This is a genomic window from Thermodesulforhabdaceae bacterium, from assembly GCA_037482015.1.
Taxonomy (GTDB): domain Bacteria; phylum Desulfobacterota; class Syntrophobacteria; order Syntrophobacterales; family Thermodesulforhabdaceae; genus JAOACS01.
In genome coordinates, this window is record JBBFKT010000001.1 from 21,848 (window position 1) to 46,659 (window position 24,812).

27 protein-coding genes are annotated in these 24,812 nt (G+C 42.0%); 10 read left to right on the forward strand and 17 right to left on the reverse strand.

What is annotated here, in order from left to right:
• Window position 1: 1 nt before the first annotated feature.
• Genes WHS38_00100 through WHS38_00120 form a run of 5 tightly spaced genes read left to right on the forward strand, consistent with a single transcriptional unit; the run spans window position 2 to window position 3,288 of the window.
• Window positions 2–493, forward strand: coding sequence for an HIT domain-containing protein (locus WHS38_00100; GenBank protein MEJ5299372.1), 492 nt, complete (start codon window positions 2–4; stop codon window positions 491–493).
• The gene (locus WHS38_00105; GenBank protein ID MEJ5299373.1) at window positions 490–831 is read left to right on the forward strand and encodes a LapA family protein; all 342 of its coding nucleotides are present in this window, start codon (window positions 490–492) and stop codon (window positions 829–831) included. Before WHS38_00100 ends, WHS38_00105 begins: the two co-directional genes overlap by 4 nt.
• A gap of 20 nt (window positions 832–851) precedes the next feature.
• Entirely contained in the window at window positions 852–1,697 is an 846-nt protein-coding gene (locus WHS38_00110) for an HDOD domain-containing protein (protein ID MEJ5299374.1), read from the forward strand.
• The gene (locus tag WHS38_00115; protein ID MEJ5299375.1) at window positions 1,694–2,557 is read left to right on the forward strand and encodes an ABC transporter ATP-binding protein; all 864 of its coding nucleotides are present in this window, start codon (window positions 1,694–1,696) and stop codon (window positions 2,555–2,557) included. The genes WHS38_00110 and WHS38_00115 overlap by 4 nt, the downstream gene beginning before the upstream one ends.
• The gene (locus tag WHS38_00120) at window positions 2,554–3,288 is read left to right on the forward strand and encodes an ABC transporter permease (protein ID MEJ5299376.1); all 735 of its coding nucleotides are present in this window, start codon (window positions 2,554–2,556) and stop codon (window positions 3,286–3,288) included. The genes WHS38_00115 and WHS38_00120 overlap by 4 nt, the downstream gene beginning before the upstream one ends.
• Window positions 3,289–3,329: 41 nt before the next feature.
• Here WHS38_00120 and WHS38_00125 read toward each other — a convergent pair whose 3' ends face one another.
• Window positions 3,330–3,689, reverse strand: coding sequence for a hypothetical protein (locus WHS38_00125; GenBank protein ID MEJ5299377.1), 360 nt, complete (start codon window positions 3,687–3,689; stop codon window positions 3,330–3,332).
• Window positions 3,690–3,795: 106 nt separating this feature from the next.
• On the reverse strand, window positions 3,796–4,185 hold the full coding sequence (locus tag WHS38_00130; GenBank protein MEJ5299378.1) for a DUF2703 domain-containing protein: 390 nt from the start codon (window positions 4,183–4,185) through the stop codon (window positions 3,796–3,798).
• Between the two features lie 455 nt (window positions 4,186–4,640).
• Between WHS38_00130 and WHS38_00135 the strand changes: the two genes are divergently transcribed.
• Window positions 4,641–5,030 carry a HEPN domain-containing protein gene (locus tag WHS38_00135; protein ID MEJ5299379.1) on the forward strand — a complete coding sequence of 130 codons (390 nt, stop codon included), beginning with the start codon at window positions 4,641–4,643 and terminating at the stop codon, window positions 5,028–5,030.
• Entirely contained in the window at window positions 4,981–5,337 is a 357-nt protein-coding gene (locus WHS38_00140) for a nucleotidyltransferase domain-containing protein (GenBank protein MEJ5299380.1), read from the forward strand. Before WHS38_00135 ends, WHS38_00140 begins: the two co-directional genes overlap by 50 nt.
• Window positions 5,338–5,351: 14 nt before the next feature.
• Here the strand turns inward: WHS38_00140 and WHS38_00145 are convergent, their stop codons facing one another.
• The 11 genes from WHS38_00145 to WHS38_00195 all read right to left on the reverse strand — a co-directional run bounded on the left by WHS38_00145 (window position 5,352) and on the right by WHS38_00195 (window position 15,384).
• Window positions 5,352–6,401 (reverse strand): metal-dependent hydrolase, encoded by a 1,050-nt coding sequence (locus WHS38_00145; protein MEJ5299381.1) that lies wholly within the window; start codon window positions 6,399–6,401, stop codon window positions 5,352–5,354.
• Window positions 6,402–6,477: 76 nt separating this feature from the next.
• A complete protein-coding gene (locus tag WHS38_00150) occupies window positions 6,478–6,702 on the reverse strand; it encodes a hypothetical protein (GenBank protein ID MEJ5299382.1) in 225 nt (74 codons plus the stop codon).
• A gap of 80 nt (window positions 6,703–6,782) precedes the next feature.
• Window positions 6,783–8,906 (reverse strand): hypothetical protein, encoded by a 2,124-nt coding sequence (locus WHS38_00155; protein MEJ5299383.1) that lies wholly within the window; start codon window positions 8,904–8,906, stop codon window positions 6,783–6,785.
• Window positions 8,903–9,730: an SAM-dependent chlorinase/fluorinase gene (locus WHS38_00160; GenBank protein ID MEJ5299384.1), complete on the reverse strand. Its 828-nt coding sequence runs from the start codon at window positions 9,728–9,730 to the stop codon at window positions 8,903–8,905. The genes WHS38_00155 and WHS38_00160 overlap by 4 nt, the downstream gene beginning before the upstream one ends.
• Window positions 9,727–10,686 (reverse strand): EamA family transporter, encoded by a 960-nt coding sequence (locus tag WHS38_00165; protein ID MEJ5299385.1) that lies wholly within the window; start codon window positions 10,684–10,686, stop codon window positions 9,727–9,729. Before WHS38_00165 ends, WHS38_00160 begins: the two co-directional genes overlap by 4 nt.
• Window positions 10,683–11,372 (reverse strand): hypothetical protein, encoded by a 690-nt coding sequence (locus WHS38_00170; protein ID MEJ5299386.1) that lies wholly within the window; start codon window positions 11,370–11,372, stop codon window positions 10,683–10,685. Before WHS38_00170 ends, WHS38_00165 begins: the two co-directional genes overlap by 4 nt.
• Window positions 11,369–11,752, reverse strand: coding sequence for a response regulator (locus WHS38_00175; protein ID MEJ5299387.1), 384 nt, complete (start codon window positions 11,750–11,752; stop codon window positions 11,369–11,371). The genes WHS38_00170 and WHS38_00175 overlap by 4 nt, the downstream gene beginning before the upstream one ends.
• A gap of 9 nt (window positions 11,753–11,761) precedes the next feature.
• Window positions 11,762–13,477 (reverse strand): ATP-binding protein, encoded by a 1,716-nt coding sequence (locus WHS38_00180; GenBank protein MEJ5299388.1) that lies wholly within the window; start codon window positions 13,475–13,477, stop codon window positions 11,762–11,764.
• Between the two features lie 12 nt (window positions 13,478–13,489).
• Complete coding sequence (locus tag WHS38_00185; protein ID MEJ5299389.1) at window positions 13,490–13,816, reverse strand: NifB/NifX family molybdenum-iron cluster-binding protein; 327 nt, start codon at window positions 13,814–13,816, stop codon at window positions 13,490–13,492.
• 132 nt (window positions 13,817–13,948) lie between these two features.
• Window positions 13,949–14,374, reverse strand: coding sequence for a hypothetical protein (locus tag WHS38_00190; GenBank protein ID MEJ5299390.1), 426 nt, complete (start codon window positions 14,372–14,374; stop codon window positions 13,949–13,951).
• 35 nt (window positions 14,375–14,409) lie between these two features.
• On the reverse strand, window positions 14,410–15,384 hold the full coding sequence (locus WHS38_00195) for a sulfite exporter TauE/SafE family protein (protein MEJ5299391.1): 975 nt from the start codon (window positions 15,382–15,384) through the stop codon (window positions 14,410–14,412).
• Between the two features lie 361 nt (window positions 15,385–15,745).
• On the opposite strand from WHS38_00195, the gene WHS38_00200 reads away from it, so the two are divergent.
• The gene (locus WHS38_00200) at window positions 15,746–16,630 is read left to right on the forward strand and encodes a radical SAM protein (protein ID MEJ5299392.1); all 885 of its coding nucleotides are present in this window, start codon (window positions 15,746–15,748) and stop codon (window positions 16,628–16,630) included.
• Here the strand turns inward: WHS38_00200 and WHS38_00205 are convergent.
• Window positions 16,616–17,503: an NAD(+)/NADH kinase gene (locus WHS38_00205; protein MEJ5299393.1), complete on the reverse strand. Its 888-nt coding sequence runs from the start codon at window positions 17,501–17,503 to the stop codon at window positions 16,616–16,618. The genes WHS38_00200 and WHS38_00205 overlap by 15 nt on opposite strands.
• A 520-nt stretch (window positions 17,504–18,023) precedes the next feature.
• On the opposite strand from WHS38_00205, the gene WHS38_00210 reads away from it, so the two are divergent.
• Window positions 18,024–19,286 carry an OFA family MFS transporter gene (locus tag WHS38_00210; GenBank protein MEJ5299394.1) on the forward strand — a complete coding sequence of 421 codons (1,263 nt, stop codon included), beginning with the start codon at window positions 18,024–18,026 and terminating at the stop codon, window positions 19,284–19,286.
• Between the two features lie 105 nt (window positions 19,287–19,391).
• On the forward strand, window positions 19,392–20,681 hold the full coding sequence (locus tag WHS38_00215) for a serine/threonine-protein kinase (protein MEJ5299395.1): 1,290 nt from the start codon (window positions 19,392–19,394) through the stop codon (window positions 20,679–20,681).
• 5 nt (window positions 20,682–20,686) lie between these two features.
• Here the strand turns inward: WHS38_00215 and WHS38_00220 are convergent, their stop codons facing one another.
• The 3 genes from WHS38_00220 to WHS38_00230 form a co-directional block, all read right to left on the reverse strand.
• Window positions 20,687–21,286: a GNAT family N-acetyltransferase gene (locus WHS38_00220; protein ID MEJ5299396.1), complete on the reverse strand. Its 600-nt coding sequence runs from the start codon at window positions 21,284–21,286 to the stop codon at window positions 20,687–20,689.
• An 80-nt stretch (window positions 21,287–21,366) separates the two neighbouring features.
• Entirely contained in the window at window positions 21,367–22,113 is a 747-nt protein-coding gene (locus WHS38_00225; GenBank protein ID MEJ5299397.1) for a metallophosphoesterase family protein, read from the reverse strand.
• 3 nt (window positions 22,114–22,116) lie between these two features.
• On the reverse strand, window positions 22,117–24,798 hold the full coding sequence (locus WHS38_00230) for a DEAD/DEAH box helicase (GenBank protein ID MEJ5299398.1): 2,682 nt from the start codon (window positions 24,796–24,798) through the stop codon (window positions 22,117–22,119).
• Window positions 24,799–24,812: the final 14 nt, after the last annotated feature.

Consider the following 24,812-nt stretch of genomic DNA (forward strand, 5'->3'; position numbering starts at 1 on the left):
GGTGAAAAATCTCTGGGCACCATGGCGCATTGATTACATCCTTGGAGAGCGGGAGCCTTACTGCATATTTTGTCCCGAAGGAGGAGGTAAAAGCGACGAAGAGCGGCTTATTTTATATCGCGGGGATCGAGTGATGGTGGTAATGAACAAATATCCTTATAACAGCGGTCATTTGCTCGTAGCTCCCTGGCGACATGTTGCAGATATTGAAGATTTAACTGAACCTGAAATGCTCGATATCATGAAAACAATTAAATGGTGCCTCAAGATTCTGCGAAAAGTTATGAGACCAGATGGGTTCAATGTAGGAGTTAACTTAGGAGTTGTTGCGGGGGCTGGCATAGAAGAACATCTCCATTTCCACATAGTACCAAGATGGAATGGAGATACGAATTTCATTGCAGTCTTGGGAGATGTGCGAACTATCCCTGAGCACATTAGAGAAACCTACAAAAAATTACTTCCACACTTTAGGGAGGTGTTTAACCAATGAAAACGATAAAGGTCATTTTTTGGCTTGTTGTTATTGGTTTCTTGGGGCTTGCAGTTTATCAAAATCGCCAGACCCTTTCTATAAACCTGCCTTTTTCACTAAATGTTTATTTTCGTCCCGAAGTTAGTTGGTCGTATCCGGTTGGTAACATTATGGGATTTTCTGCATTTATAGGGTTTATCGTAGGCTCATGGACATTTTTCAGACTTTATTGGAGAAAACGCAGAGAACTTAAACAATGTATGGACTCTTTGCGCGAAATATCTTTGACTTCCAGTCTTGAAAATAAACCAGTAGAAGAAGGAACCTCACCTAAAGATGAGACTCCATCATCTTAAAAGTTCTAGAAGGATATGCTATGACTTTGCCAGCACTTCTTAAAAAAATTGTGATGGTAACAGGTGACCTTCCAACTATTCCTTATACAGCTCAAGCGGTGCTTCAAAAACTTTCTGATCCTCAGGCTACGTCAAAAGAGATAGAAGATATCATTATCCGCGATCCCTCTTTAACCGCCCGTATTCTCAAGCTTGCCAATTCTCCTTTTTATGCTCAGGCTAGAACAATTAAGACCATCAAGGAAGCTACGACAGTTATAGGTTTTAACACTCTAAGATCCTTAGTGTTGGCTTCCGCTGTTCGGGAAATGTTTAAAGTTTTTGGTCTGGTTGAAAAAATGTTATGGGAACATGCTGTAACTGTTGGTTTTATTTCCAGGTTCATAGCCTTAAAGATATCGCATAGAAGTAGCGAAGAATATTTTATTGCTGGTTTGCTTCACGATATAGGCAAGATTGTGCTTCAGATAAAGGTCCCTGATCGTATGGCTCAGGTTATAGAAGAGCTTTATGAAGAAGAGCGTGATGACTCTACAATAGTAGAAACAAAAGTATTTGGTTTTAATCACGCTCACGTAGGACAGTTAATTGCAAAAAAATGGCTTTTTTCACAGGAAATAGAAGAAGCCATTGGCTATCATCATTGGCCTGGGCGAGCAAAAATCAATCCTTCGATGTGTTACGCAGTCCATCTTGCTAATGCAATATCTCATAAGCTTGAAATCGGACCAATAAAAACCCCGCATGTCGATTTGTCCAAAACGATCAGTGCTGCGTTTTTTCATCTTTCTCCAGAGGAACTTGAAAAATTGGTTGAAGAATGCCACCAGATGCTCCAGGTTGAAGCAGGGGATATGTTTAAATGAACGGAGATAACGGGAAAACGGCGATTGAACTTGTCGATCTTCGTAAAAACTACGGAAAAGTGGAAGCTCTTAAAGGGGTCAGTCTAAAGGTTCGGGAAGGAGAACTCTTTGCCTACCTTGGTCCCAACGGATCCGGAAAAACTACAACTATTAAGATTTTGACCGGCCTTGCTCGTGCTTCGGCAGGCACTGCTTACGTAAATGGCTTCAATGTAGAAAAAGATTCCATGCAGGCTAAACGTCAATGCGGGTATGTGCCTCAAGCTCTGAATCTGGATAACGAACTCACAGTTGAACAGAATCTATTCATCCACGGATGGCTCTTCCGCCTTGATAGAAACTTTACAAAAGCCAGAATAGCTGAACTTCTTGATTATATTGGACTTTCTGATAGAGCGAAAAGCCCGGTAAAGGAACTTTCAGGTGGGATGAAACGTCGAGTCATGATTGCTCGCGCTCTTCTCCATGAACCCAAGATTTTATTCCTTGACGAACCCACCGTTGGGCTTGATCCTTCAATACGCCGTAAAATTTGGGCTTTGATTAAGAGAATTCAGATGGATGGCACTACGATTTTTTTGACCACCCATTACATTGAAGAGGCTGAGTTCCTTGCAGATAGGGTGGCTTTCCTTGCGGAAGGAAACCTTATTACCGTGGGCACTTCTCGTGAGCTTATAGAAACTCTAGGGCAATGGGCACTTGATATTGTTGATGGTGAGCATATGAAAACTCTTTATTTCTCGACCCAAGAAGAAGCTAAAAGAAATGCCCTACAATATCCTGGTTCTTTTTCTGTTAGACCGGTGAACCTGGAAGATGTCTTCATTGCTATGACCGGAAAAAGAGTGCAGTCATGAGAGGCTGGATGGCGATATACTACAGGGAAATTCTGATTCTTAAACAGAGGTTCTTTCGTCAGTTGGCATCTATGTCCGTTATGCCGCTTCTTTATATAGTGGCTTTTGGCTATGGGGTTGGCGAAAAGGTTACTGTGGACGGCGTTAGTTACATGATGTTTATGGTTCCGGGACTGCTTGCCATGAACAGTATGGTGCAGGGATTTAGTATAGCCGCTGAAATTAACATTGCCAGGTTTTACTGGAGAGTCTTCGAAGAGTTTCAAGCCGCACCCATAAGTCATGTGGCGTATGTTACAGGGGAAGTGCTTTTTGGGATTACAAAAGCCCTGATGGGGGCCGGGGTTATAATCATACTGAGCTGGTTTTTTGGAGTTAGATTTTCTTATAACGTATATTTCTGGCTGGCTCTTTTCCTGAATGCCTTTCTTTTTGCTTCAATTGCAGTGAGTCTTGCTATGCTGGTAAAGTCTCATGCTGATCAGGCGCTTCTTGTAAACTTTATTATAACGCCCATGGGATTTCTGGGTGGTACTTTTTTTCCTCTTGAGCGCATGCCCCATATTTTGAGAGAAGTGCTTGATTATTTGCCAATAACCCACGCTGCTAAAGCTATTCGACAGGCTTTGTTTAATCAGCCGCCAGCTTTTGATTCTTACGCGGTTTTACTGGTTTTGGGGGTTGTGTTTTTTATAGCGGCCGTGTTTTGTGTGGATCGAGCTAAAGAATAAAAAGCGCAGGCTTAAAAGTTTGCCTGCGCGGAGAGAAGCTTTTAGCTATTAAAAAGGGTATAGACCACTCTGTCTCCCTGTTTTGATGCTTTACAAAGTTCCATGTGTCTCAATACGGCAAAGGCTGTGCGAAAATCATCTTCTGTTATAGAAAGTTCCGAACAGATGGTTTCCATATCCGAAGGTCCGCGATGGGAGATAAAGTCGTAAATTTTCTGTTGAAGTGGGGTAAGGCTCGGGTTTTTATCAATTGTTCGCTTTGCGGTATAGACCGCCCATGGGTCGCAAGTTTTTGGGGTTGCCATACGATCTATGTAGCAGTCTTCGCATAGTGTTTGCCCAGCAAATTCGTAGGTGTCTCCTTGAGATAATGCACTTCCACAACGATCACATTTGATCATTTCTCCTATCCCCCCTTTCTTTTGGTTTGTTTCCAGAAGCAAAAATAATGCTCATCAGGAGTTCTGGCAACCTGATTAGTATTCATAGAGAGGGCATAGATCTTTTCTATTTCTCATCAGATTTAATCAACTTATGAACTGCTTCAGAAATCATATCAGCCGGTATGGCTTCAAAAACCTGACCATTTCTCTCTAAGGTTCGGCATTTGGTGGGGGAGCCAAGAATATCACTACAGGAGTCACAACAATTTTCTGATTTGGTTGTATTAGGTAGCAGGTTTTCAATAGCGATGCCGTTTATATAAAGACTATTAGATTCCGAAATTTCCTGCTCTGTAAGAATTGTCTCTTTGAAAACGATTTTCCAGCCCTTTGGCTCCAGTTCTTTGGCCAATTTTTCATGAACGATCTGAACTGCTTTGCCGGTTTCTGAACATCTGCAACAGGTTTTGCCGTCTTTTTCCAGATGTCGCCATTCAATTTCTAAACGCTTCATATCTTATCCTCCTGCGCCTTGTTTATTTTTGTTTATCTACAGTATAGGCAAACATTGAAACATAGATCAAGGTTAGAATTGTTACAATCAATAGCTCTCCGACGGATACGTCAGCAAGAGACGTGAATCGCTACAGATCGATGACTCGTTATGCTGTTATGGGAATCGTGTCGGTAATTGTTTCGAATGAATGTAATAAAGACCGGTCCAAGACGCACCTGAAAGCTCTCTGTGGCGGTTTCAAAAGGAGATGTTTTTTCACTCGATAGTGAGGTTATCATCTCGCAGAGACATGACATGCCCTTATGCTAAATAAGAATAACCACTAGATCTATTACTGTAATTTTTCTCGAATATCCTTAGCATAATTGGGAAAGGAATATTTGGTGCTCCACTTTCTCCAGGAAAGAGGGTAGAATGTTTTTGAAACAATTTAAAAATTAAAGGGCATTAGCATGAATAGATGGAGAGACTGGATAGAACAGTCTAAAAGAGACTTTGAGCGGGCAAAATTAGATCTTGAATATAAATATTTTGAATGGGCATGTTTTACTTCACAACAGGCGGCAGAAAAGGCTTTGAAAGCTCTAGCTCTGAAGCTAGGTTTAATTCTGTGGGGACATTCTCTTGTGGAAATAACAAATATTTTATCGACAAAAATTAATATACCTGAAGATTTGAAGGACAAGGCAAAGCTGCTTGATATTTATTACATTCCCTCAAGGTATCCTAATGGGTTTCCTTCTGGAAAACCCGCAGATTACTTTACCCAAAAACAGGCGAAGGAAGCAATAGATGCGGCAGATGATATTATCAGGTTCTGTGCAGGCCATCTTTATAAATAGAGAAAAAGTTTTGGATAATTTGAAAGAACTAAGCAGACAGGCTTTGTCTAAATTTCCAGAGATAAAAGAAATAAGGTTGTTTGGCTCCTTTGCGAAAGGGGAAGAGACGGGACTAAGTGATATTGATTTATTTATCGTGGCTGAAGACCAACCTGAAAATCCTGTTGACCGAGTTAAACGATATTACAGTTTCTTTTTGGACGGGCTTAAAATAGCTACGGATATAATTGTGGCAATGCCACATGAATTAGAGAATTTTGGATACATGTTAAAAGGAAGTATGATTTTGGTCAGCAGAGAATCATAGTAAAGATAAAGATTTCATGGAGATCCGTAGGTGAGCATCTCAGGACTTCCAGAATTTGATAAATGTATAAACACGGTGAAAGGTGGAATTGGCCGCCTATTTTGAACTATCTGAAGCGGAGAGAAAAACCGAAGGTCTCCTATTTCGACAATCTTATCTTTCCCCCAAAACCGTTGGTAGGGATAAACGGCAAACCATTGATAAGTTCGGAAAGAAGAAAGTTTTTCAAAAGCTTTTTTGGCTAGATTGCCATCAAGGGGAGTGAAGGTCTGATCTGAGAAGGTTATTTTTCTGTCAACTATATTCACTGAAGCAACTTTATAGGTATTGTCTTCCAACGTGATAAGTTTCCAAACGAAAGGAGTCCCAAGGTCTGGCATTAAATACCATTTAGAATGAAGTTTTTCTGAATTGTTAATCCATGCTGACGTAAGTGCCTTCGCGGTAGCACAAAAGAGAGGATAAACTATTATCCATAGAATAAAAGCCACAACGAACATTTTTCTTAAGAGGATAACCTTCTGAGAAAGTTGAGAGGGAGATTGTTCATTGTAAGAGAGTTGAAAAGAGAAATCGAATTTTGGTTTTTTAATAAATAAAGCGGATCCGAGAAGAACAAAAATTATTCCGATTGTGTATATGGGATCCACTATGAAAACCCAATCTAGGCGTAAGCGTGCGTTGGTAAAGGGCCAGAACAGTTGAGTGCCGTAAGATGTTATTAAATCCATGTAAAGATGAAATGTTGTGCCTATAAGCACTGAGAAGAAAATACCGGGTGCAGGAGCCCACTTCAGGAACCTGCCAAATAAAAATCCAAAAATGGAAGCTATAATCACCATGAAGAGGATAGAATGAGTCATGCCGCGGTGATGAATTATATAAGCTTCCATGCCCCACAAACGTGATATGTTGTCAAAGTCCGGTAAAACTGAGGCCAAAAAGAAAAAACTTCCACAAATTGTAAGAGCCTGTTCTTTCCAACCGTTTGTCCAGGGCAGGCTCTGAGTTCTTATTATCCTGTATCCGGTAGCTCCTGTAACAATGTGAGTTATATAGTCCATGGAAGAAGGCTCTATAATAAAAAATGAGCCGAAATCTTCACTTGAAGATCAACGGCTCATTTTTCTTTCCTAGTTTTTATAGCTTGCTGACGTCTATATTACGGATAAACTGCTTAATATTTTCCATACACCTATTAAGCCATATTTCCCTTTCTGTGAGTTGTTTTTCCTTTTCACAAACATCACCATTTAGGGATTCTACAGGCTCTGTAGTGAGGAGGTTGTTACCTATAGGTGCAGCTTCCCGCTGATCGACATCAGCAGCCACCATGGTTTTGTTAAGATATACATTTCTGATCATTGGAACCCTCCTCTTTATTGCATATTTTTCTGATTCCTCTTAGAAAATAATCACTCTTTTGAGGTAGTAAAGCGCCACGGTTAGTTTTCTTCAGGCACGGTGCGCCATATCCCACCGTAAGCCGGGTGATAGTATAAAAGTTCAAAGTCGCTGCGGTAATTATCCGGTCGCAAATACAACTTAAGAGCAGCACTTTCAGATAAATTTTCCCCAACCAACATCGCTACGCCAGGTATGGTGAGTAGAAGCGTTGCAGAATGTTTAGGAGCTACAATAACTTCCTGTGGATGTTCCCCTTTTTGGGATATGGCGTATTTTTTAAAAAGTGCTTTCCTTCCGTCTAAAGTAGTAAGGTAACCTTCTTTAAAGTTAATGTTGATAAACCACTGAGAAAAAGGAAAGAGTAGTGGATGAACGCCTTTAGCAAGATCATAGTCCCAGGTGCCATAGTAATACCACCAGTAGGATTTTTTTAGAAAATCCACAGGAATGAAAACAAAAACGTTTGTTTTTGGAAAAAGCATCTTCTGCCATAGCTTTTCATTATGTCCCTGCTGATATTTCTGGAGCACATCTTGTAAATTATTTCGTTCGGAAAGAGCTTCCTTCATAAAAGACAGAGCCTTTGCTTTGCTACCAAACTCTTGTTCGGCTTGTACTAGGGGAATAAGGTCGTTATGAGCGAAACAGTTGATCCAATTTTTTGCTGCTACCACGTCCTCCATCGCAAAACCGTAAGCGGAAACAATAATTCTTGGTGGTCCCTGGATGCCTCCGTCAATAAAGGTTTTCTTCTTTGAGTAATACTGTAGTAAATATCCGTAATCCCACCATGCCCATACTGGGCTATTTTGCGGTTCCATAGTTCCCAGAACCTTTGCCATATGAACAAGTTCTGATTTAATATTGGGTATAACTTGCGTGCGAAGATTGGTAATAACATTTGGTAGCGCAAAAATTATCGCTAAAGCCACTCCAATTATCCACTTCCATTTTGGTTTTATCTTGAAAAACCTTTTTTCCTGCGTAAACCAAACGGTTGGAATAAATGCAAGCCCGAAGGCAAGAGGAGGAACAAGGAAAATAAGAAATCTGGTTGAAAAAAAGCCGATTATTCCAAGAGCTAAAAAAGGTGCCCATAGAATTGCAAAAAAAGGTCGTGTGATAATAGTTAAAGCGGCTCCCAGTATAGCTGGTATGGCGAGAATAGCAGATCCAAACATCCGGGTTGCGGCTTGTGATAGGTCAAGCTGTTTAAGTTCTGAAATTGAAGTTCCCACCGATGGTTCTGTTGATTCGGTCTTGAAGATTAGATCAGCATAGCCGTCGAGATATTTCAAAAAGCCTGGAACTGGCAGGTAATGGGATCTATGTAACACTATAAGACTGGCTACGATTAAAGTTCCGGTGAGAATGACTATTTTTAAGACCTTTTCCCATCTATTTCCCGGTATGAAAAATATGGAAATGCCGTAGGTACCAAGAGCCAAAATGATCCCGATGTTGTATCCCTGAGGCCACCAAAGATGCCACAAAAAGACGCTCACTACGATGCCTAAAAAGCCGGCAAGTTTTTTTATCAAGCTACGACCGGTCAGAAACAAAAAAATTGATGCACTTAAAACGCCTGGAAAGAAAAGGTTAAGGCTGTCAGTGTCAAAGCGTCCCAGTGATGTTCTCCGGAACCAAATATTAGCTGTAGAACCGATAATTGAAGAAATTACAAACAGAAAGGGACTTTGAAAAAATCTAGCCCAATAGGCGTAGATGAGAACTGTAAAAGATGCCAGAAAAGGAGGAAGAAGCCATGCTACGTATTCCATACTTAAACCAGTAAGAGAACGTATCAATCCGGCAATTTGCACTAAAAGCGGAACTTGTAATGGTTTTGATACACCTCCACCACGAAGGGTATCTTCGGATGAGTAGTTTCCGCTGAGATAATCGTCCGTAAGACGCATGAAATAATAGGCATCAAAGGTTGCCATGGTAGGTTTGCCTTCGTAAAAGCAGGCATCCTTTGCTTCATGCCAGTCTTTTATGTGGTAAAGAAAAAAGAAAAGGCAAAGTAGAAAACTTGCTAATATGGCTGTGATCCAGAAAAAATTAGAGTTTTTCGAGATGAAGGCGGCTAAAGACCTATTTTCTGGAAAAGAAGCATAAGTAGCCTGTTGGAGTTTTGTTTTTACCTTTTGTCCTTTCATGACATTCGAATTCTCACTTCCTCCAAACATCCTACGGATAGTTTTTCCGCCGCATTTCCTTCATTTACGGAAATTTCAAGATGATCGCTACTTCCCCATAGAGCCAGCAGGTGACCCTTTGGAACGGAACCGTAGGTTTTTTCAATATGCATTAGGTTAGACTTTATTTCAACTATCGGTGATTGAGGCGAAAAAGTCTTAGGAAAGTGATGGGTTTTCCAGGAAAGATAAAAATTTTTTGTAATGTTAGTGACAAGATTTCCAAATCTATCTACGTGAATAACACAACCTCTAATGGACTTTTCGTCTGCTTGAGGATAACGCCATTCTCCTGTAACTGGAGCATTCGCTGCAGGAACGCTAAGTTTTTCAGGAGGGATTCCATTTACTATATGAGCAGCAATAGGGGCGAAGATGTCCCTTCCGTGAAAGGTCGAACTTACTTTAGAGTTAACATAGGGTGCGGAACTACCTTCAGGATCGATCCAGAAAATTTCTGATGATTCTGGATCAAGAATCCATGAAAATATGCCGTTGTCTGGACCGATAAAAATCTTGTCAGAGCTTCGCACTATAAGCCCCTTTCTTTCAGTTCCTACACCGGGGTCAACAACGGCAACAAATATAGTTCCCGGAGGGAAGTAAGGAACAACAGAAGCAAGAACATAAGCTCCGGAAGCTACGCAAAAGGGATCGATTTCATGGCTTATGTCAATCACCGTGACATGAGACGCTATAGAAATTATCACTCCCTTCATCGCCCCAACATAGCCATCACGTAAGCCAAAGTCTGTGAGAAGGCAAATAATCCCAGTTTTGTTCATTGCTTAGCCGCTTGCCGTCTAATAATTTCGGGCGTTTCTCTATCTTCTTCTTTCTTCAATTGGAGGATAATAACCGATGATATAACGAGAATACCACCTATAATTTGCGCTATCCCGAGTTTTTCTCCCAGGAATATCCAGGAAATTACAGCGGCGGTTATGGGTTCTAACGTCGCTGTGATGCTTGCTCTGGATGCTCGAATTAAGTTGATCCCCTCAAAATATAGCCCAAAGGGAATTACCGTTCCGAATAGAACGATATAAAAAACGAGCGCCCATCCTGTTGCATCAAAACGATGTTCAAAGGATTTAAGCGGGGGATAGAGTATGTTCCAGAGAATGCAGGCAAAAAAAAGCGCGTAAAAGAGAACCGTCCAGGGATGGTAGCGCCGCATGCCTCGCTCCCCATACAGAGAATACCATGCAAATGAAACGGCCGAACCTATACCGGCCATAATTCCTTGTTTGTTTATTGAAAGCAAATCCAAGTTGTAAGCACCTACAACCAGATAGCATCCAGCAATAGCGCTAACGAGAGCGACAATGACTGATGCACGGGGCTTTTCCCTCAAGATAATGAGACTATAAAGAGTTATAATAAGCGGCGCGAGATATTCAAGCAAAATAGCCGATGCCACAGGGATTTTACTAATGGCATAAAAATAGGTGAACTGAACCATTCCCATGCCCAGCATTCCAAGAGCGGCAAAATATAGAATATCCTGCCTGGAAATTTTTAGAAGAGACGGTTTTTTTACAAAAAGATAGGCGCCCAATGTAATTACTGACAGAGAAAGTCTAATCTGAACCAGTTCATAAGGAGTAATTCCATGCTGAAATAAATATTTACCAGCTGTGCCGGAAACAGCCCAGCATACCGCCGCAAGGATTACATAGAAATAACCTTTTCGGGGAATTCTGTAAGACTGAATCGGCTGAAAACTTGAAGATTTCATTTGGCCACAGACAGATGTGTACCCGGATCAAGATCCCTAATAAGTAGCTTTAGCGTCTTTTCTTCATCATCGAAGAACCACTGTGCTTCAAATTCTTTAAGAATAGGCTCTACCGAAAGGCTAAACTGTTTAACGATGGCACTGAATTGTGATATGCCTCTGGAATCTTCGGAAGCAAAGCAGATCATAGCGATGTTCCCGTTCTTATTCGTTTTTATTGTTATGGAAGAACCGGGGGATAATTGGCTCATGAGAACATCCAATATCTCGAAAACAACCATATATAAGTAAAAAGGAGATGTTGTAAGATGAATATTTTGTTTACCTTCCGGAATCTGCTGTTCCACTTTAATCTGTTTCAGGTGAATGATGTGGCTACATAACCTGATAAGATGCTGGATGGAGTCACAGAGGTTTATCCTCTTCGTAGGGTTATCCAGAATGTGCGCAAAGCGATTGTAATCATCTGCTAAGTTGATGCCTTTTGCAACCTGAGCATTAACAGTGGTTAATGACTTTTTAATCTTTCCCAGATACTTATCCGGTGGGACATCTTGTAATGGCATGTTGGCGAGGTCTTCCAGAAGCCCGATAGTTTCGCTAATGACGGCTAGAATGTTTTTAAGTTCGTGAGTTATTGCCGCGGCTATTCGTCCCATGAAGTAGGCTTCTTGCTGAGGTTTCACGGCGTTTCCTGCGAGTTTTTCTGGTGAAGGTAATGTTGGATTTTTGCGGTTAATTCAGTAATGTCAACCGGTTTCATCAAAAAGTCTACTGCACCATACTTCATGCCTTCTATGGCGTCTCTTACGCTTCCGTGTCCAGAAAGAAGGATAACAGGAAGTTCTGGAAACTGGCGTTTTATTCGTTTTAAAACCTCTGTTCCGCTTATGCCCGGCATAAGAATGTCCAGGATAACGATATCCGGCTGCCACTGTTCTAGCTCCATGAGGCCCCCTTCGCCATCGAAAGCGTATTTGACATCAAATCCTCTAAGGGTTAGCCTTTCAGCTAGAGTTGTCGTGAATTCTTCTTCGTCGTCGATAAGAAGGACCTTTTTAGCCATAATTCACCTTTACACTGTTTCTTTGGGTTTTTTCGGCAGGAACACAATGAAAGTCGTTCCTTCACCTTCTTTGCTGGTTACTTTTATGTCTCCTCCAAGCTTTTTAACGATACCATAAGTTATAGAAAGTCCCAAACCCGTTCCGTAACCTTTTTTGGTTGTAAAAAACGGCTCAAAGATGTGAGCAAGCACTTCCTTAGACATTCCTTTGCCGTTATCTTTAATCGTTACCGCCACCGTGTCCATATCCGGTTCCCACGTGGCAATATATACTTCTCCGCCTTCGTCAACGGCATCGAAGGCATTGTTAATTATGTTTAAGAATACCTGCTGGAGTTGACCTCGATCTGAAGAAATACGAAGATTGTCACCAAGATTCAAACGAATTTTAATGTTACGATACAAAGCTTCTTTTTCAAGGAAGCTCAAAGTTTCTTTGATGACATCATTCAGGTCGAGAATTTCCATCTTAACATCCATTCTTCTTGCAAAACCCAGCAGACGATGAGTGATGTCCCGGCATCGATCAACGGACTTTATTATGGAATCGACTAATGAAATGAATTTTTCATTTTCAGGGAATGACTGTCTGGTTGTAAGAAGATCCTTCATTAAACCAGCTTTCTCGCTAATAATAGAGAGAGGATTGTTAATTTCGTGGGCGACTCCTGCTGCAAGACGCCCTATTGAAGAAAGCTTCTGAGAGTGTTGCATTTCTCTGAAGGCTAATTCTCGTTTTTCGTCAGATTCCTTTATATGGCGCATCAAGATAGAAGTGAGTTGGAAAATGAAACCAACGATTAGTATAAAACTTATCGTAAAGACAATAAAAAAGTCCTTTCTTAAAGAATACCAGGCCGTAAGAACTCTGGCTTCTGGTTTGACGATAACCAGGATGTATTCTGGGTGAGTGAAATATATGTAAGAAACATAGTAGGTTTGGTTTTGGTAACTTACTGTGATAGTTGCTGGGTCGTAGCTTACAGGCAATGTTCCTAATTGAGATGGTTCAAGAATCTTACAGAAACTTTTAGAACTTGTCTGGCAGATTCCTTGATGATTTATTAGAAAAGATTCTGAATCAGGTTCAAGCCCCATAGAGCTTATGAGTTCGTTGAAGTGGTCTATGTTTATTGTCATTCTGAGTATCCACCGCTTTCCTGGTTCTTCCCATTGTTGAATGGCTATAGCAACATGAGGAAATCGGCGGTACCCTAGAAATACATCGCTAATGTAAGAGCCTCTAATTTGAACTTCGTTAAACCAATGTTGGTCACGGTAATTTTTTCCCTTGAGATCATAGGGTCCAGCGTAAGAAACCTGATTGCCGCTATCATCAATAAGTCCTATATCAACAACCCCGCTGTATTCTTTCCTGATTACATGGTATAGTCGGTTTAGGGTCTCATCATCCGAGAGTTCTCTGAAGCTATAAACAGAGGCTAGCAGCTTCATTGCTGACATTCTTTCTCTAAGGTAAAGTTCGAAGGAGTGGCGAGTTTTATTAATGATCATTCGTAGAGGGGAAAATACTTCTCCTTTTATGGCGCTCTGGTATTGATGATAATTTAGAATGGCCATAATTGTTATGGGCACGACAGTCACAATAAGCATTAACGCCAGTATATTACGCTTCAGGATGTCATAGCGAATGGAAGGTTCAACATCTTCGGGTATAGTCAAAAAACTTGAAATGATCTTTTCAATTTTTTCAAATAGGTACATGGCAAATTAACCTCAGGCTAGAAGTTTTCCCGGAGTTAGCGTTCCCTTAGCGAAATGTTGAATTGCTTCTGTAGCCATTCCGATTACAGAATCAAAAACCTTGATCTTTTTCCAGACCAGATACTGAAAATATTCTTCCTCAATCGCACCGCATATAACAACATCAACTTTTTCTTTAACAATAAAATGGCATAGATCATCGGCGGAAGCCTGCGGGAGAACGATAACCTTGGCATCTTCGATCTCACCCTGCTTGCTACAGATGGCTATCAAAACTTCTGTCGTTAGATCAAAACGGGGAGCTATTTCCTGACCACTTAAGGTAACAAGAATTTTCACTTTTTATCTTTTCTCCCCTTACATTAAAAACTTCAATTCATTATAACATGCATAACTTTAGAGTAAGTATGAAAAATAAAGACCCAGGGAAAACCGAATTTAATCGGCTTTCCCTGTGAATGGCAAGGTATTTTAGTGACCACCGGTTTTAAGAATGCCAGATGCGGCTAGAATGAGGACAAGCACTTCGATAATTGATATTATGGTGAACAATGTGTCTTTTTTCTTTATATACGCTGGGACGAGGGAAATAAATCCAATAATTGTAAGAGCCCCTAGTAGCACGATACCGATGAAATTCAAAAAGTCAGCTTTGCCTATAAGCGTCAGCCATCCCCATCCTGTGGGAATGCGCGCTTCTTCGACATAGTGATGAACATTTTTAGACCAATGAAGAGGAACATCCTTAAGGGGTATGTAAGGATCAAGGACACCGACTATGTAAAGTATGTATGTAATAGTCATAATAGCAATAGCCGACCAGCTTCCATAAAATAAGATGTCGGCGTAAATGATTTGTTCTGGAGCCGCTTTGGTTTCAATCGCCTTTTTTTCCATTCTTAATGCCCTCTCTTATTTCAAATTTCCCTAAATTAACCCATTAGCCCCTTGAGGAGAGCCCTGATGCCTGCAAAAAGTAGCACGGCTATGACCATATAACGGATGAACTTTGGTTTTGCAACGGCAAGAAGTCTTACTCCAACAAATGATCCTAGCATAAGTCCGATAATTGATGGTATAGCCATTAGAGGAATAACACAGCCCTGATTCAGATAAATCCATGCTGCCGAAGTATCCGTTATAGAGAGAAGGAACTTACTGGTTCCAACGGCTATCTTTAACGGGACGCCCATAATTAGATTCAACACAGGCACATTTGCCCATCCGGCTCCCAAACCAAACATACCAGCCATTATACCAATGATGATAAACAGTAATAAACCCTTAAGCGTTCTATGAGTTTTCCACTCAACAACCTCCCTGGTGGACTCTTCCACATAAGCTCCCGACATACCAAGAGCAAGTCCTATAGCATCCTGTTGCTTGACCTCCGGTCTTTCAAGGTTTTTGGATGTTGCCAGGATGATCGATATCAAAATAATTGTTGAACCTAGACAGATCTGCACGACTTTTGTGGGAAGAGCTAAGCCCATGAAAGCTCCCACAATGGCGCAAGATGATGCAATAAGTGCTACTGGTAAAGCGAGCCGAAGATTTGCAAGATTTCTCCTTAGAAGACCCGGTCCTGCCGCTAGCGCTCCAGCAAGAGCCACCAACAATCCTGCTCCTCTGACAAAGTCAAGATGAAACGGGAAAAAGCCACTTACCAGAGGAACAAACAATACTCCTCCTCCCACCCCGGCAAGCACGGCAATTATTCCAAGAATGAAGCAGAAAATAAACAAAACAATAACCCAAAACCACCAAGGTTTTGTGCTTCCTCCTGCCATGCCTTCAACCGTTTTTTCGGCTGCGTAAGCTAGCACAGGATGGGATAAGACAAAACAAACAACAAAAGAAAACCACAAGAACAACCACTTAGATAAGTTAAATCTCTGCACCATCATAACCCCCTTTACATTAATAAAATTGACCCGGTCCGGGATTATAAAAAAATTCACAAATAGTTGTCAAAATGAAAATGAAATACAAACAAAACAGACTAGCTTTTTGTTAGCAATGGAACATATAAAAATTGAGATGAAAGGGTGTTCTAAAAGTTCGCAGGATGCAAACCAGAAGACCCAATTTTAAACTTGCACCTTCTGGTTGACTCATTAGAAGCTAAAAGGGTAAGCAGCAGATACTGCTAGATTTCATCCAGGGTATGGTATTTCAAACGGCTTTACTAAGATGTTGATGTTACAACTGTTTACTGGCATATCACTCCTCCGGAAAATAAATTTTGTTTGAAAAAGGAGAGTCAAAATGAAAGGAGAAGACCTTCATTACGAGGGAATTATCATCAGACCGCCGAGTGAAGCTCAGAGTATAATCCTTCAGGTAACCGTTGGCTGCTCCCATAACAAATGCACCTTTTGCGGCACCTACAAAGGAGTGCGATTCAGGATAAAAGATGACACTATTATTGAAAAAGACATTATTCTGGCTTCTCAGCAATTTCCTTTCCTGAGAAGAGTTTTTCTGTGCGATGGAGATGCTCTCATAATGCCTCATAAAAAACTTGTTTGGATTTTACAGCTTATCCGCAAACATATGCCCTGGGTTCAGCGAGTTGGGCTTTACGGAAACGCTAAAAGCATTCTCCGCAAATCACCAAGCGAACTTGAAGAACTTAGAGATCTTGGGCTTGGAATAATCTATCTTGGAGTGGAAAGCGGCGATAGGGAGACTCTTCAGGCAATTAGAAAAGGCGTTTCTCCAGAACGCATGATTGAAGCTGGAAAACGCGTCAAAGAAGCTGGCATTACGCTATCTGTTACAGTGCTTCTTGGCATTGCTGGAATAGAACGCTCCCTTGAACACGCCGCAGCAACAGGATGGATTCTTAGCGAGATGGATCCACACTATGTGGGAGCTCTCACCTTGATGATTCTTCCAAACACGCCTCTTGGGGAGGATTATATTAGAGGCGATTTCCGCATGCCCGATTCCAAGGGACTACTTTGCGAACTTAGAGAGATGATCATGAACACCCATCTTTCCCGAGGTCTTTTCATGTCTAACCATGCTTCTAACTATCTACCGCTCAAAGTGAGATTTCCAAAAGGCAAGGATGAAGCTATAAAAACCATTGATGCTGCATTGAAAGGAGAAATTTCCTTAAAACCAGAATGGCTAAGAGCTTTGTGAAAAAATCCTGGACTGTTTTGCGCTTTGCCCCCACTTGAGCTTTGTTCGGAGAATTTCAAAGTAGTTGACGTTAAGGGGTTTCATAAATTTTAGAAAGTCTGAAGATGGAGTAATTAGGATGGAGTCTTCAAACGCAACGGCGGTTCCTACCTGACCGTCGCAGGTTAAAAAAACTTCCTGATCCTGGCTTTCTAGGAAGATATTTATTTCAAAAGGTGTAGAAATAACAATAGGGCGGTCGGTCAAGTTAAAGGAACAAATAGGAGTAATTACTGCAACGTGAGCCGTGGGGCAGATTATGGGCCCCCCGGCAGAAAGATTATAAGCCGTCGAACCCGTAGGGGTGGAAACAATTAAGCCGTCAGCTCTGTAGTAGTTTAAGTATTGCTTGTTTACTGATACGTGAAAGTCGATGATTCTAGCCAGAGCGCCCTTGTTTATAACCACATCGTTGATAGCAGATTGGCGGAAACAAACAGTATTATTTCTGAAAACGGTCACTTCCATCTTTAGTCTCTCTTCGGTCGCATAGTGCCCTTCCAGGATACCATTTAATTCTTCGAAGCATCTGTCCCTGGGAATTTCAGTGAGAAATCCCAACCCACCAAAGTTTATGCCAACAATAGGAACATTGTATGAATGTAACCATCTGGCAGCGCTTAGAAAGGTTCCGTCTCCTCCTATCACTATGGCGATAGTTTCCGAGTGATCAAGATACGCCATTATGCTTTTTGGATCTGGAGGATTCTCCACATTGATGTAAAAACATGAAGAAATCCCTTTGGAGCTAAGAAATTCTTCCATCTTTACAGTAAATTCCAAACATTCTGGATGATTTTTATAAAACAACACACCGTGTCTAGCCCACACCATCTTGAATCCTCGAAAGCTGTTTTTTTCTTGCTCTTCACTTCTACTTGAACAATAGCTCTGATAGCAAGAAAAATTAAAATACCATAATTCACGACAACTCTCTGAATAAATTGATCTTATTGCCCTTTGACTAAATAAGCCCTGCGGAAGATTGTTCTATTTGTAACAACCTAAAAAGACTTGTATTTTTGTCTTGACTTACGAAGGTCCTTTTGGATAGAAAGACAACAGGAATGGAAGGTGGTAGGTGTTCAAAGTATGGCTAACCTAGCAACCGAGAGGAGGTGAGCAAGAAAGAGGGAGGGAGAGAATTTTAGCAAGGGTCTTTTTCCTGCGTCTTTATGGTGCTCATTAGAGTTCTCCACAAAAGCAATTCATTAAGGGTTTTGATTCAAGCACTTATTTCAAACTTCCTGGTGTTTCACGAAGTCCAATTTCGCCAGAACGTCTCCGTAAAAGGTTTTTTTAAGGTAAAGGGTTTAAAGGTTAGTCTTTTTACCAGAGGAAAGGAGGCGTAATTATGGCAAATGCTCAACCCGTTGCAAAAGAGCCTGGGAAAGCGTGGCAAGTCGTTTTTGCTGGTATGACGGTCAATCTTTGTTTGGGGTGTTTGTATGCCTGGAGCGTGTGGGTTAAGTATCTTACCGATGCTAAGTTTATGACCGCTCAGGGCTGGACACCTCTTACCGCAGAGCAGGCATCAAACCCCGCATCATTGTGTATATTAATTTTTGCTCTTCTTATGATCCCTGGAGGTAGAATTCAGGACAAATATGGTCCAACCGTTGCGGCATCCATTGGTGGTGTTGCTATTGGAGCTGGTCTTATCCTGTCGGGCATAATGAAAACATATGCAGGCATACTTTTAGGTTTCGGGGTTCTCGGCGGCATTGGAATGGGAGTTGGTTATGCAGCCCCTACACCCGCAGCAGTTAAATGGTTTGGACCACATAAAAGAGGAATGATTGCTGGAATAGTCGTTGGTGGTTACGGTCTGGCGGCTTTTTACGTCGCTCCAGTTGCTAAGTGGCTTATTACAACTTACAGCATGAGCGCATCTTTTTACGTGCTTGGTATTGTATATTTGATCGTAATTTTAATTGCTGCTCAACTACTTGCATGGCCTGAACCTGGTTATGTGCCTCCTCCACCTCCAGCTACCGCTCAGTCGGCTGCAAGAGCTGCAACTCAGACTCGCTTCGACTGGACTGCAGGGGAAATGGTGAGAACCTGGCAGTTCTATGCTCTCATGATTATGTTTACAATTAATACCCAGGCAGGACTTCTCCTTATCGGTCATGCAGCAAAGATGATCGAAAAAATTATGGCAGCAGGTTATCTACTCGTGTCCTGGGGTGCCGTCTTCAACACCGTTGGTCGTATTGGAACGGGTATTATCTCCGACAAAATCGGACGTATGAACGCTCTTATAATCAACTACATAGCGGCTTGTATCGTAATGTTTGCATTTCCCTATCTTTTGAGCATTAAAAATGTTGTCCTGCTTTTCATTGCTACGGCTATCGGTTTCTGGTGCTACGGTGGTGGGCTTGCTCTGTTCCCATCCTTTACCGCAGACTTCTATGGTCCTAAGAACCTCGGTTTTAACTACGGTCTGGTATTCATCGGTTGGGGTCTTGGGGCCTTCATGCCAAAGCTTGCCGGTTACATCTACGACAAGTATAAATCATATGATTACGCTTTCTATATTGCCGGTCTTCTTATCATCCTCGGTATAATAATCGCCCTCGTGACCAAGAGACCTCGTTACGCAAAGGAATAGATGCTTTGCTCTTAACTTGATCTCCTTGATCTGCTAACATAAAGGGGGTTCTGAGATATTTCAGAACCCCCTTTTTAATCTAAAACGATTTGAGGATAGCCTGCGGTGCAAAAAATAGCACTTCTGTTGATAGATCTTCATGACTCGCTCCAGATGAAATTAACTAGAATTTTATCAGAGAATTTTCCCCAGATAGATTTCGAGATTTTCTTTGACGAAGGTCGTTTGAGGACATCCTCGGCTATTGCATTCGTATTATGGAAAGGAGACGCTTCCAAATTCGATGCCTTGAAAAACTTCCCACTCTTTGTTTTCCTGGATCCTTCTTCTCAGGAAAATTTCCCAGCTTTGGAGTTTGCAGAACGATATCCCGTATTCGATTATGCCTCTAGCGAAGATTCAGAATCTATGCTTAAAGGACGCCTCCTGTTGTTCGTGAAAAAAGCTGTAGATTTTTTAGAAAATCCTTCGACTGGTGAACAAAAGAGATCGAGTAAACTAGAAAACTTCGGCTCCTTTATTAAACATATTATGTCAGTTCTTTTCCGTTCTCGAGCCATTTCCCAAGCGGTGGAATGTTCCCCGATTATCGGCGGCAAATGGGTTCGAATACGAAGACTGGGATTCGGAAGTTTCGGTGAAGTGTGGCTAGTCCAGCGTAAAGGAACTATTAGCGAACATTTCGCTGTAGCAAAAATTCCCCACGATGAAAAAGCCAATCCCAAGTTTTTGCAGGAAGCAGAAATTCTTAAGAAACTTCAAGATCATCCCAATGCGGTTAAGGTTATCGAAGTGTTGGAACAAGAAGGGAAAACAATCATTATAGAAGAGTTTGTTGAAGGTAAAACTCTTCAGCAGTTAATGGATGAGGGAATGACTCCATCTGAAAAAGAACAGGTTTTTCTGCAAGTTCTTGATATGGTAGCATACGCTCACGACCATCACATTATGCATCGAGATCTAAAGCCTGAAAATATCATAGTAACTTCAAGAGGTATTGCCAAAGTGCTCGATTTTGGAACCGCTAAGGATGTGAGTCGCAGAAGTATAAGTAGCACCGTTATAGGTTCTCGACCCTACATGGCACCAGAGCAGATTCGGGGAGAAAGCCGTATAGCAAGTGACGTGTGGGCTCTTGGTGTTATCCTTTACGCTTTGGTAACTGATTATGTGCCTTTCTATTCCGAAAATGAAAAAGAACTTATGGACATGATCTTGGAATCTCCTCCCGAGCCTCCAAGTGTCCATGCTCCAGGGCTATCGCCCAACCTTGAAGCCTTGATTCTCAAATGTCTTGAAAAAAATTGGAAAGCAAGATTTCATAATGCCCGCGAGCTTCAAAAAGCTCTACTTGCCGATTTTCCTGATTTCGGAAAGGGATGGCATATCCCTTAAAATTCTTAGAAATTCATTATTCGCTCCGGGGCGTTTGTTCCGCTTTTTTTAAGCCATCTTGCATCAAAATAGTGTTCAATATCGCAAACCATAATGAGTATATCTACATTATTGCCTCTAAGGTCTTTTACAAGCCCCTCAACGACAGCTTTGCAACGAAATCCGGCATTTTTGAAAGCCTTGACCGCTGCTACTGAATCAAGAGGAACTTCTGCCCAGAGCTTTTCAAGTCCAAGTTCGGCACCAAGTTCCACCAGTTCGTTGAGGATAGCCGTTGCTACTCCCTGTCCGTGATAGGCCGGATCGACAACGATTCTTACCTGACCAATGTGCCGCTTCCATCCGTAAGGTATCCTGTGAAGCGTAACATCCGCAACAATCCTATCTCCATCAAGAGCGATAATAGGTAAAACTCGGTCATAATTGAGATGTTCAGCCCATTCTTTAACAATCTGCGGGTCTTTTACATTATGTCTAATGAACATCAGAAGTTCGTCTGGAAGCCTTGAAAAAAACTCAAACAGCCCCTTCTCGTCTTCTTTAACCATAGGTCGAATGATCAGCTTTTTTCCTGTCCTTGTAACGATTTCCTTCGATCCAAACATACGCCCCATTCCTCCTCATTATATATTTTTGATTATTCCCTAATCCCCAATCCCTAACACTAACTATTCCTCAAATTCTGTTAAATTCCCTCTGCCAGTCGCAGAGCCAAAAACTCCGGCAGTTGAGCTTTTAAGATCTTTTCCTGAGCCTTGTGAATATCATATGGAACAGACCTAAAAATGATCTTTCGATCCGAAAAATCAAAAATAAGATAATGGGCTCGGTTGTCTCGCTGCCGAGGTTGTCCTACACTACCAGGGTTTACCAGATATATCCCGTCTTCCTTGAGCGTCACTATATCCGATTCTATTGGTATGCTTCTTACTTTTCCAACTCTGTCCCTGTGCCAGAGTCTTCTTAAGTGAGTGTGTCCGAAAAAGGCTATGCGCACAGAAACGAGTTGTTTCATGATGTAGTTGAAAGCTCGTTTGGCTTGGTAGATGTTCATAATGTAAGTGTTCACGTTTTCCGGCGATCCGTGGAAGAAGGCTATTTCTCCCTCCAGAATAAGACAAAAGGGAAGTCGTTCCAAATATTTTCTTGAACTGTCATCGATCTGGGATCTAGTAAAAAGAATCGCCTGATAGGCAAGAATGTTAAAACCTTCCGACATGGCAAGATCTAGCGCTGCAAGATCATGATTTCCATGCACACCCTGCATTCCTTCCTGTCTTGCCAGATCGATACATTCTCGAGGATTGGCATTATACCCTACAAGATCCCCCAGATGAATAATGCGATCCACACGCCAGGTGCTGATATCTCTCAGCACGGCTTCAAAGGCCTCAATATTAGAATGAATATCTGAAATAATTGCCCATTTCATTTTTTATAGCACCGTAATGACCGGTTCTTTCATTATGGCAAGACGTGCTGCCCTTGCTGATTCGGCGAGAGTTGGGTGAGTGCTGTAAAGAGATTCAATCTGGTTGAGATGGTCAGCAGTTCGGACAATGAGCATTACCAGGTCGCCTTCATCCATGCCCGTGACGTCTCTCGCAAGTTCCCACGGTTCCCCTTTCGCCCACAGGTAAAGAGTAACCACAGTCCAGAAGGGAAGAGGAGGCGTCGAAAACCCCCAACTCTGAAGCCGCATCCTTATGCCCTGAAGCCCTCTTAGTAACGTGAAGTAACGTTCGTAAAGTTCGGGATACCGATAGGCAAGTGATGTGAGTTCCATGTCCTGCCCGCGGTCTCTATCCATAACAAAAGGTGCAATTAGAGCTGCTAGAAGAGCAGGGTCATCTTCAGGGAAAAGCCCCAGCCGGATCCCTTCGGATATGAGAAGAGGCTGATCAAGTCTCAGTTTCGATGCCCAGAGCCCATCCGCAGTAAGAGATCCCCTCTCATCCACGTAACCTTCTTGAAGTAAAAATCGGAAATAATATTGAAAGGATCTCCATAGCTGCTCCTGAACAGAGGCGATCCTTCCAGCAAGAGATTCACACCTGTGCATAATTCTCGTGAAAGGATGATCTGTTTCTTTAATGCAAGGCCCATATAAAGTACATCCAGAACAGGGCATCTTATCTCGAAGCTCCATAAGTGCGCGAATCTCTTTCTCCGCAGCATCAAAGGGATTTTCGAAAAGTTCTCCGGATGATCCCAAGGATTTGTTCAGAGAAAGATTCTGTATGATTTCTTCCCACTTTTCTTTTTCGGTTGGTTCTGGAAGTTGATCAATATGGTGATGCAGGTATGCTATGCTAGAAAACTTGATCCTCGAAATCTTTACAATGTTTTTACGAGTTTTCAAGGGCAGAGTAAGCCTAATAGCTTTAACCTGTTTATCATCTAGCCTTGGTCTTTCAACAAGCACATAAGGCACCTTTTGCCTGGTTGTAAAAATTCTTCCTCGCACAAGAAGATGTTGCATAGCGGTTGGAACGGCTTTTTTGGATTTTGATGCTCTAAGGTGGGAAATTCGAGCGGAAAGTTGTTTGTGTTGACGCCTTATGTCCACAAAATTTAAGCCCGCCTTGCAGGCCATATCTTCTGACCATTCTGAAATTTCCTTTTCTACTCGCTGACGAAGCTTTTTGACCTTGGGTTTTTCTTCAGAGACATGCTGAAATGTGGCAAGCGATAGCGCAAAGAGATCTCTTATGTCTTCTGGCTTGTGAGAAAGAAGCAGGTTAAGCACCATAGAAAAATTTACTCTGACCTTGCTTTCTATAGGCTCCGGTGGACTTCCCAGCAAATCATGAATATAACGCGGATCCTGATAAGGTCCTGGAACAACAAGCACAAAACCGGCTTCATCCATCCCTCGTCGCCCGGCTCGACCAGTCATCTGATGAAGTTCCGTAGCCGTAAGCGCCACAAACTCATGACCATTGAATCGATCGCTTTGAGTTATCACCACCGTTCGAGCAGGAAAGTTCACGCCGGCGGCTACTGTAGATGTGGAAAAGATAGCTTCCAGGTATCCGCCCTGCATGAGCTTCTCAAGAAGTATTTTCCACTGGGGAAGCTGTCCACCGTGGTGAGCCCCTACTCGAGAAGCTCTGAGAATTTCCAGATGCTTGTGATCCCTTAGGTAGGGATATTTATCTAGTAATTCCTCCAGAACTTCCTCAAACTCTTCCCGACTCGTGCTGAGACTCGTTTCATAAACCGGAGGACAAAGTGAAATGGCTTTCTCGCAGTCCGCTCTGGATTTGAGGAAAAATATCGCCGGCAGAAGGTTTGCCTTGCGAAGAGCTTCCATAATGTGAGGAATGTCTGGAAAGTGAGTCCTTTCAAAATTCTTCGGCTTTATTGTATCGATCTTTTCGAAAAATCCCTTATTGGTTGCAAGAGGCACGAGTTCCCCTTCGGGGAACAAAAAGAGAGGATAAAGAGGCACAGGGCGCTCATTTGCTGAAACCCATTTGCAGGGAGTTTTCCGGAGCCAGCCCAACCAGTCGCAAATTTCCTGAGCGTTCTGTATCGTCGCCGATAGAAGCAAAATGCGAACTCGGCTGGGAAGATATATAAGCACTTCCTCCCAAACCACGCCTCGATCTTCATCTCCCAGATAGTGAGCTTCGTCCATAACTACAAGATCAACATTGAGGTATTCTCCCTGATGCATTACGTCGTAGAGTTGATTACGGAGAATTTCGGTTGTTCCCACAATAATAGGAGCTTCAGGATTTTCTTTACGATCACCCGTTAGGATTCCCACATTTTCAGCGCCAAAAATTTCCGAAAATTCGGCATATTTGGAATTTGATAAAGCCTTGAGCGGTGATGCATACCAGGAATAACCACCCTTCGAAAAAACCTTTTTTATAGCTTCTATAGCGATATAAGTTTTACCGGCACCCGTTGGAGCCGTAACCAATACATCGTATTTATCTACGAGTGTTATCGCTTCTACTTGAAAAGGATCCGGCGTAAAGGGGCGTTTTTCCGGCGTGCCTATAAGATCAAGCAACTTCTGAGCCTGTCTGTGGATGGTAAAATTAAACTTTTTTTTTGATTCTCTAGGCTTGTGCGATCTTTTAGACCAGCTTAGAGTCTTCATTAGTGTTTTTTAGT

What these genes read in the sequence shown, in the direction of transcription:
- WHS38_00105 (MEJ5299373.1), top strand. Translation starts at nt 490, where the DNA reads ATGAAAACGATAAAGGTCATTTTTTGGCTTGTTGTTATTGGTTTCTTG.
- WHS38_00110 (MEJ5299374.1), top strand. Translation starts at nt 852, where the DNA reads ATGACTTTGCCAGCACTTCTTAAAAAAATTGTGATGGTAACAGGTGAC.
- WHS38_00115 (MEJ5299375.1), top strand. Translation starts at nt 1,694, where the DNA reads ATGAACGGAGATAACGGGAAAACGGCGATTGAACTTGTCGATCTTCGT.
- WHS38_00120 (MEJ5299376.1), top strand. Translation starts at nt 2,554, where the DNA reads ATGAGAGGCTGGATGGCGATATACTACAGGGAAATTCTGATTCTTAAA.
- WHS38_00125 (MEJ5299377.1), bottom strand. Translation starts at nt 3,689, where the DNA reads ATGATCAAATGTGATCGTTGTGGAAGTGCATTATCTCAAGGAGACACC.
- WHS38_00130 (MEJ5299378.1), bottom strand. Translation starts at nt 4,185, where the DNA reads ATGAAGCGTTTAGAAATTGAATGGCGACATCTGGAAAAAGACGGCAAA.
- WHS38_00135 (MEJ5299379.1), top strand. Translation starts at nt 4,641, where the DNA reads ATGAATAGATGGAGAGACTGGATAGAACAGTCTAAAAGAGACTTTGAG.
- WHS38_00140 (MEJ5299380.1), top strand. Translation starts at nt 4,981, where the DNA reads ATGCGGCAGATGATATTATCAGGTTCTGTGCAGGCCATCTTTATAAAT.
- WHS38_00145 (MEJ5299381.1), bottom strand. Translation starts at nt 6,401, where the DNA reads ATGGACTATATAACTCACATTGTTACAGGAGCTACCGGATACAGGATA.
- WHS38_00150 (MEJ5299382.1), bottom strand. Translation starts at nt 6,702, where the DNA reads ATGATCAGAAATGTATATCTTAACAAAACCATGGTGGCTGCTGATGTC.
- WHS38_00155 (MEJ5299383.1), bottom strand. Translation starts at nt 8,906, where the DNA reads ATGAAAGGACAAAAGGTAAAAACAAAACTCCAACAGGCTACTTATGCT.
- WHS38_00160 (MEJ5299384.1), bottom strand. Translation starts at nt 9,730, where the DNA reads ATGAACAAAACTGGGATTATTTGCCTTCTCACAGACTTTGGCTTACGT.
- WHS38_00165 (MEJ5299385.1), bottom strand. Translation starts at nt 10,686, where the DNA reads ATGAAATCTTCAAGTTTTCAGCCGATTCAGTCTTACAGAATTCCCCGA.
- WHS38_00175 (MEJ5299387.1), bottom strand. Translation starts at nt 11,752, where the DNA reads ATGGCTAAAAAGGTCCTTCTTATCGACGACGAAGAAGAATTCACGACA.
- WHS38_00180 (MEJ5299388.1), bottom strand. Translation starts at nt 13,477, where the DNA reads ATGTACCTATTTGAAAAAATTGAAAAGATCATTTCAAGTTTTTTGACT.
- WHS38_00190 (MEJ5299390.1), bottom strand. Translation starts at nt 14,374, where the DNA reads ATGGAAAAAAAGGCGATTGAAACCAAAGCGGCTCCAGAACAAATCATT.
- WHS38_00195 (MEJ5299391.1), bottom strand. Translation starts at nt 15,384, where the DNA reads ATGATGGTGCAGAGATTTAACTTATCTAAGTGGTTGTTCTTGTGGTTT.
- WHS38_00200 (MEJ5299392.1), top strand. Translation starts at nt 15,746, where the DNA reads ATGAAAGGAGAAGACCTTCATTACGAGGGAATTATCATCAGACCGCCG.
- WHS38_00205 (MEJ5299393.1), bottom strand. Translation starts at nt 17,503, where the DNA reads ATGGTGTGGGCTAGACACGGTGTGTTGTTTTATAAAAATCATCCAGAA.
- WHS38_00210 (MEJ5299394.1), top strand. Translation starts at nt 18,024, where the DNA reads ATGGCAAATGCTCAACCCGTTGCAAAAGAGCCTGGGAAAGCGTGGCAA.
- WHS38_00220 (MEJ5299396.1), bottom strand. Translation starts at nt 21,286, where the DNA reads ATGTTTGGATCGAAGGAAATCGTTACAAGGACAGGAAAAAAGCTGATC.
- WHS38_00225 (MEJ5299397.1), bottom strand. Translation starts at nt 22,113, where the DNA reads ATGAAATGGGCAATTATTTCAGATATTCATTCTAATATTGAGGCCTTT.
- WHS38_00230 (MEJ5299398.1), bottom strand. Translation starts at nt 24,798, where the DNA reads ATGAAGACTCTAAGCTGGTCTAAAAGATCGCACAAGCCTAGAGAATCA.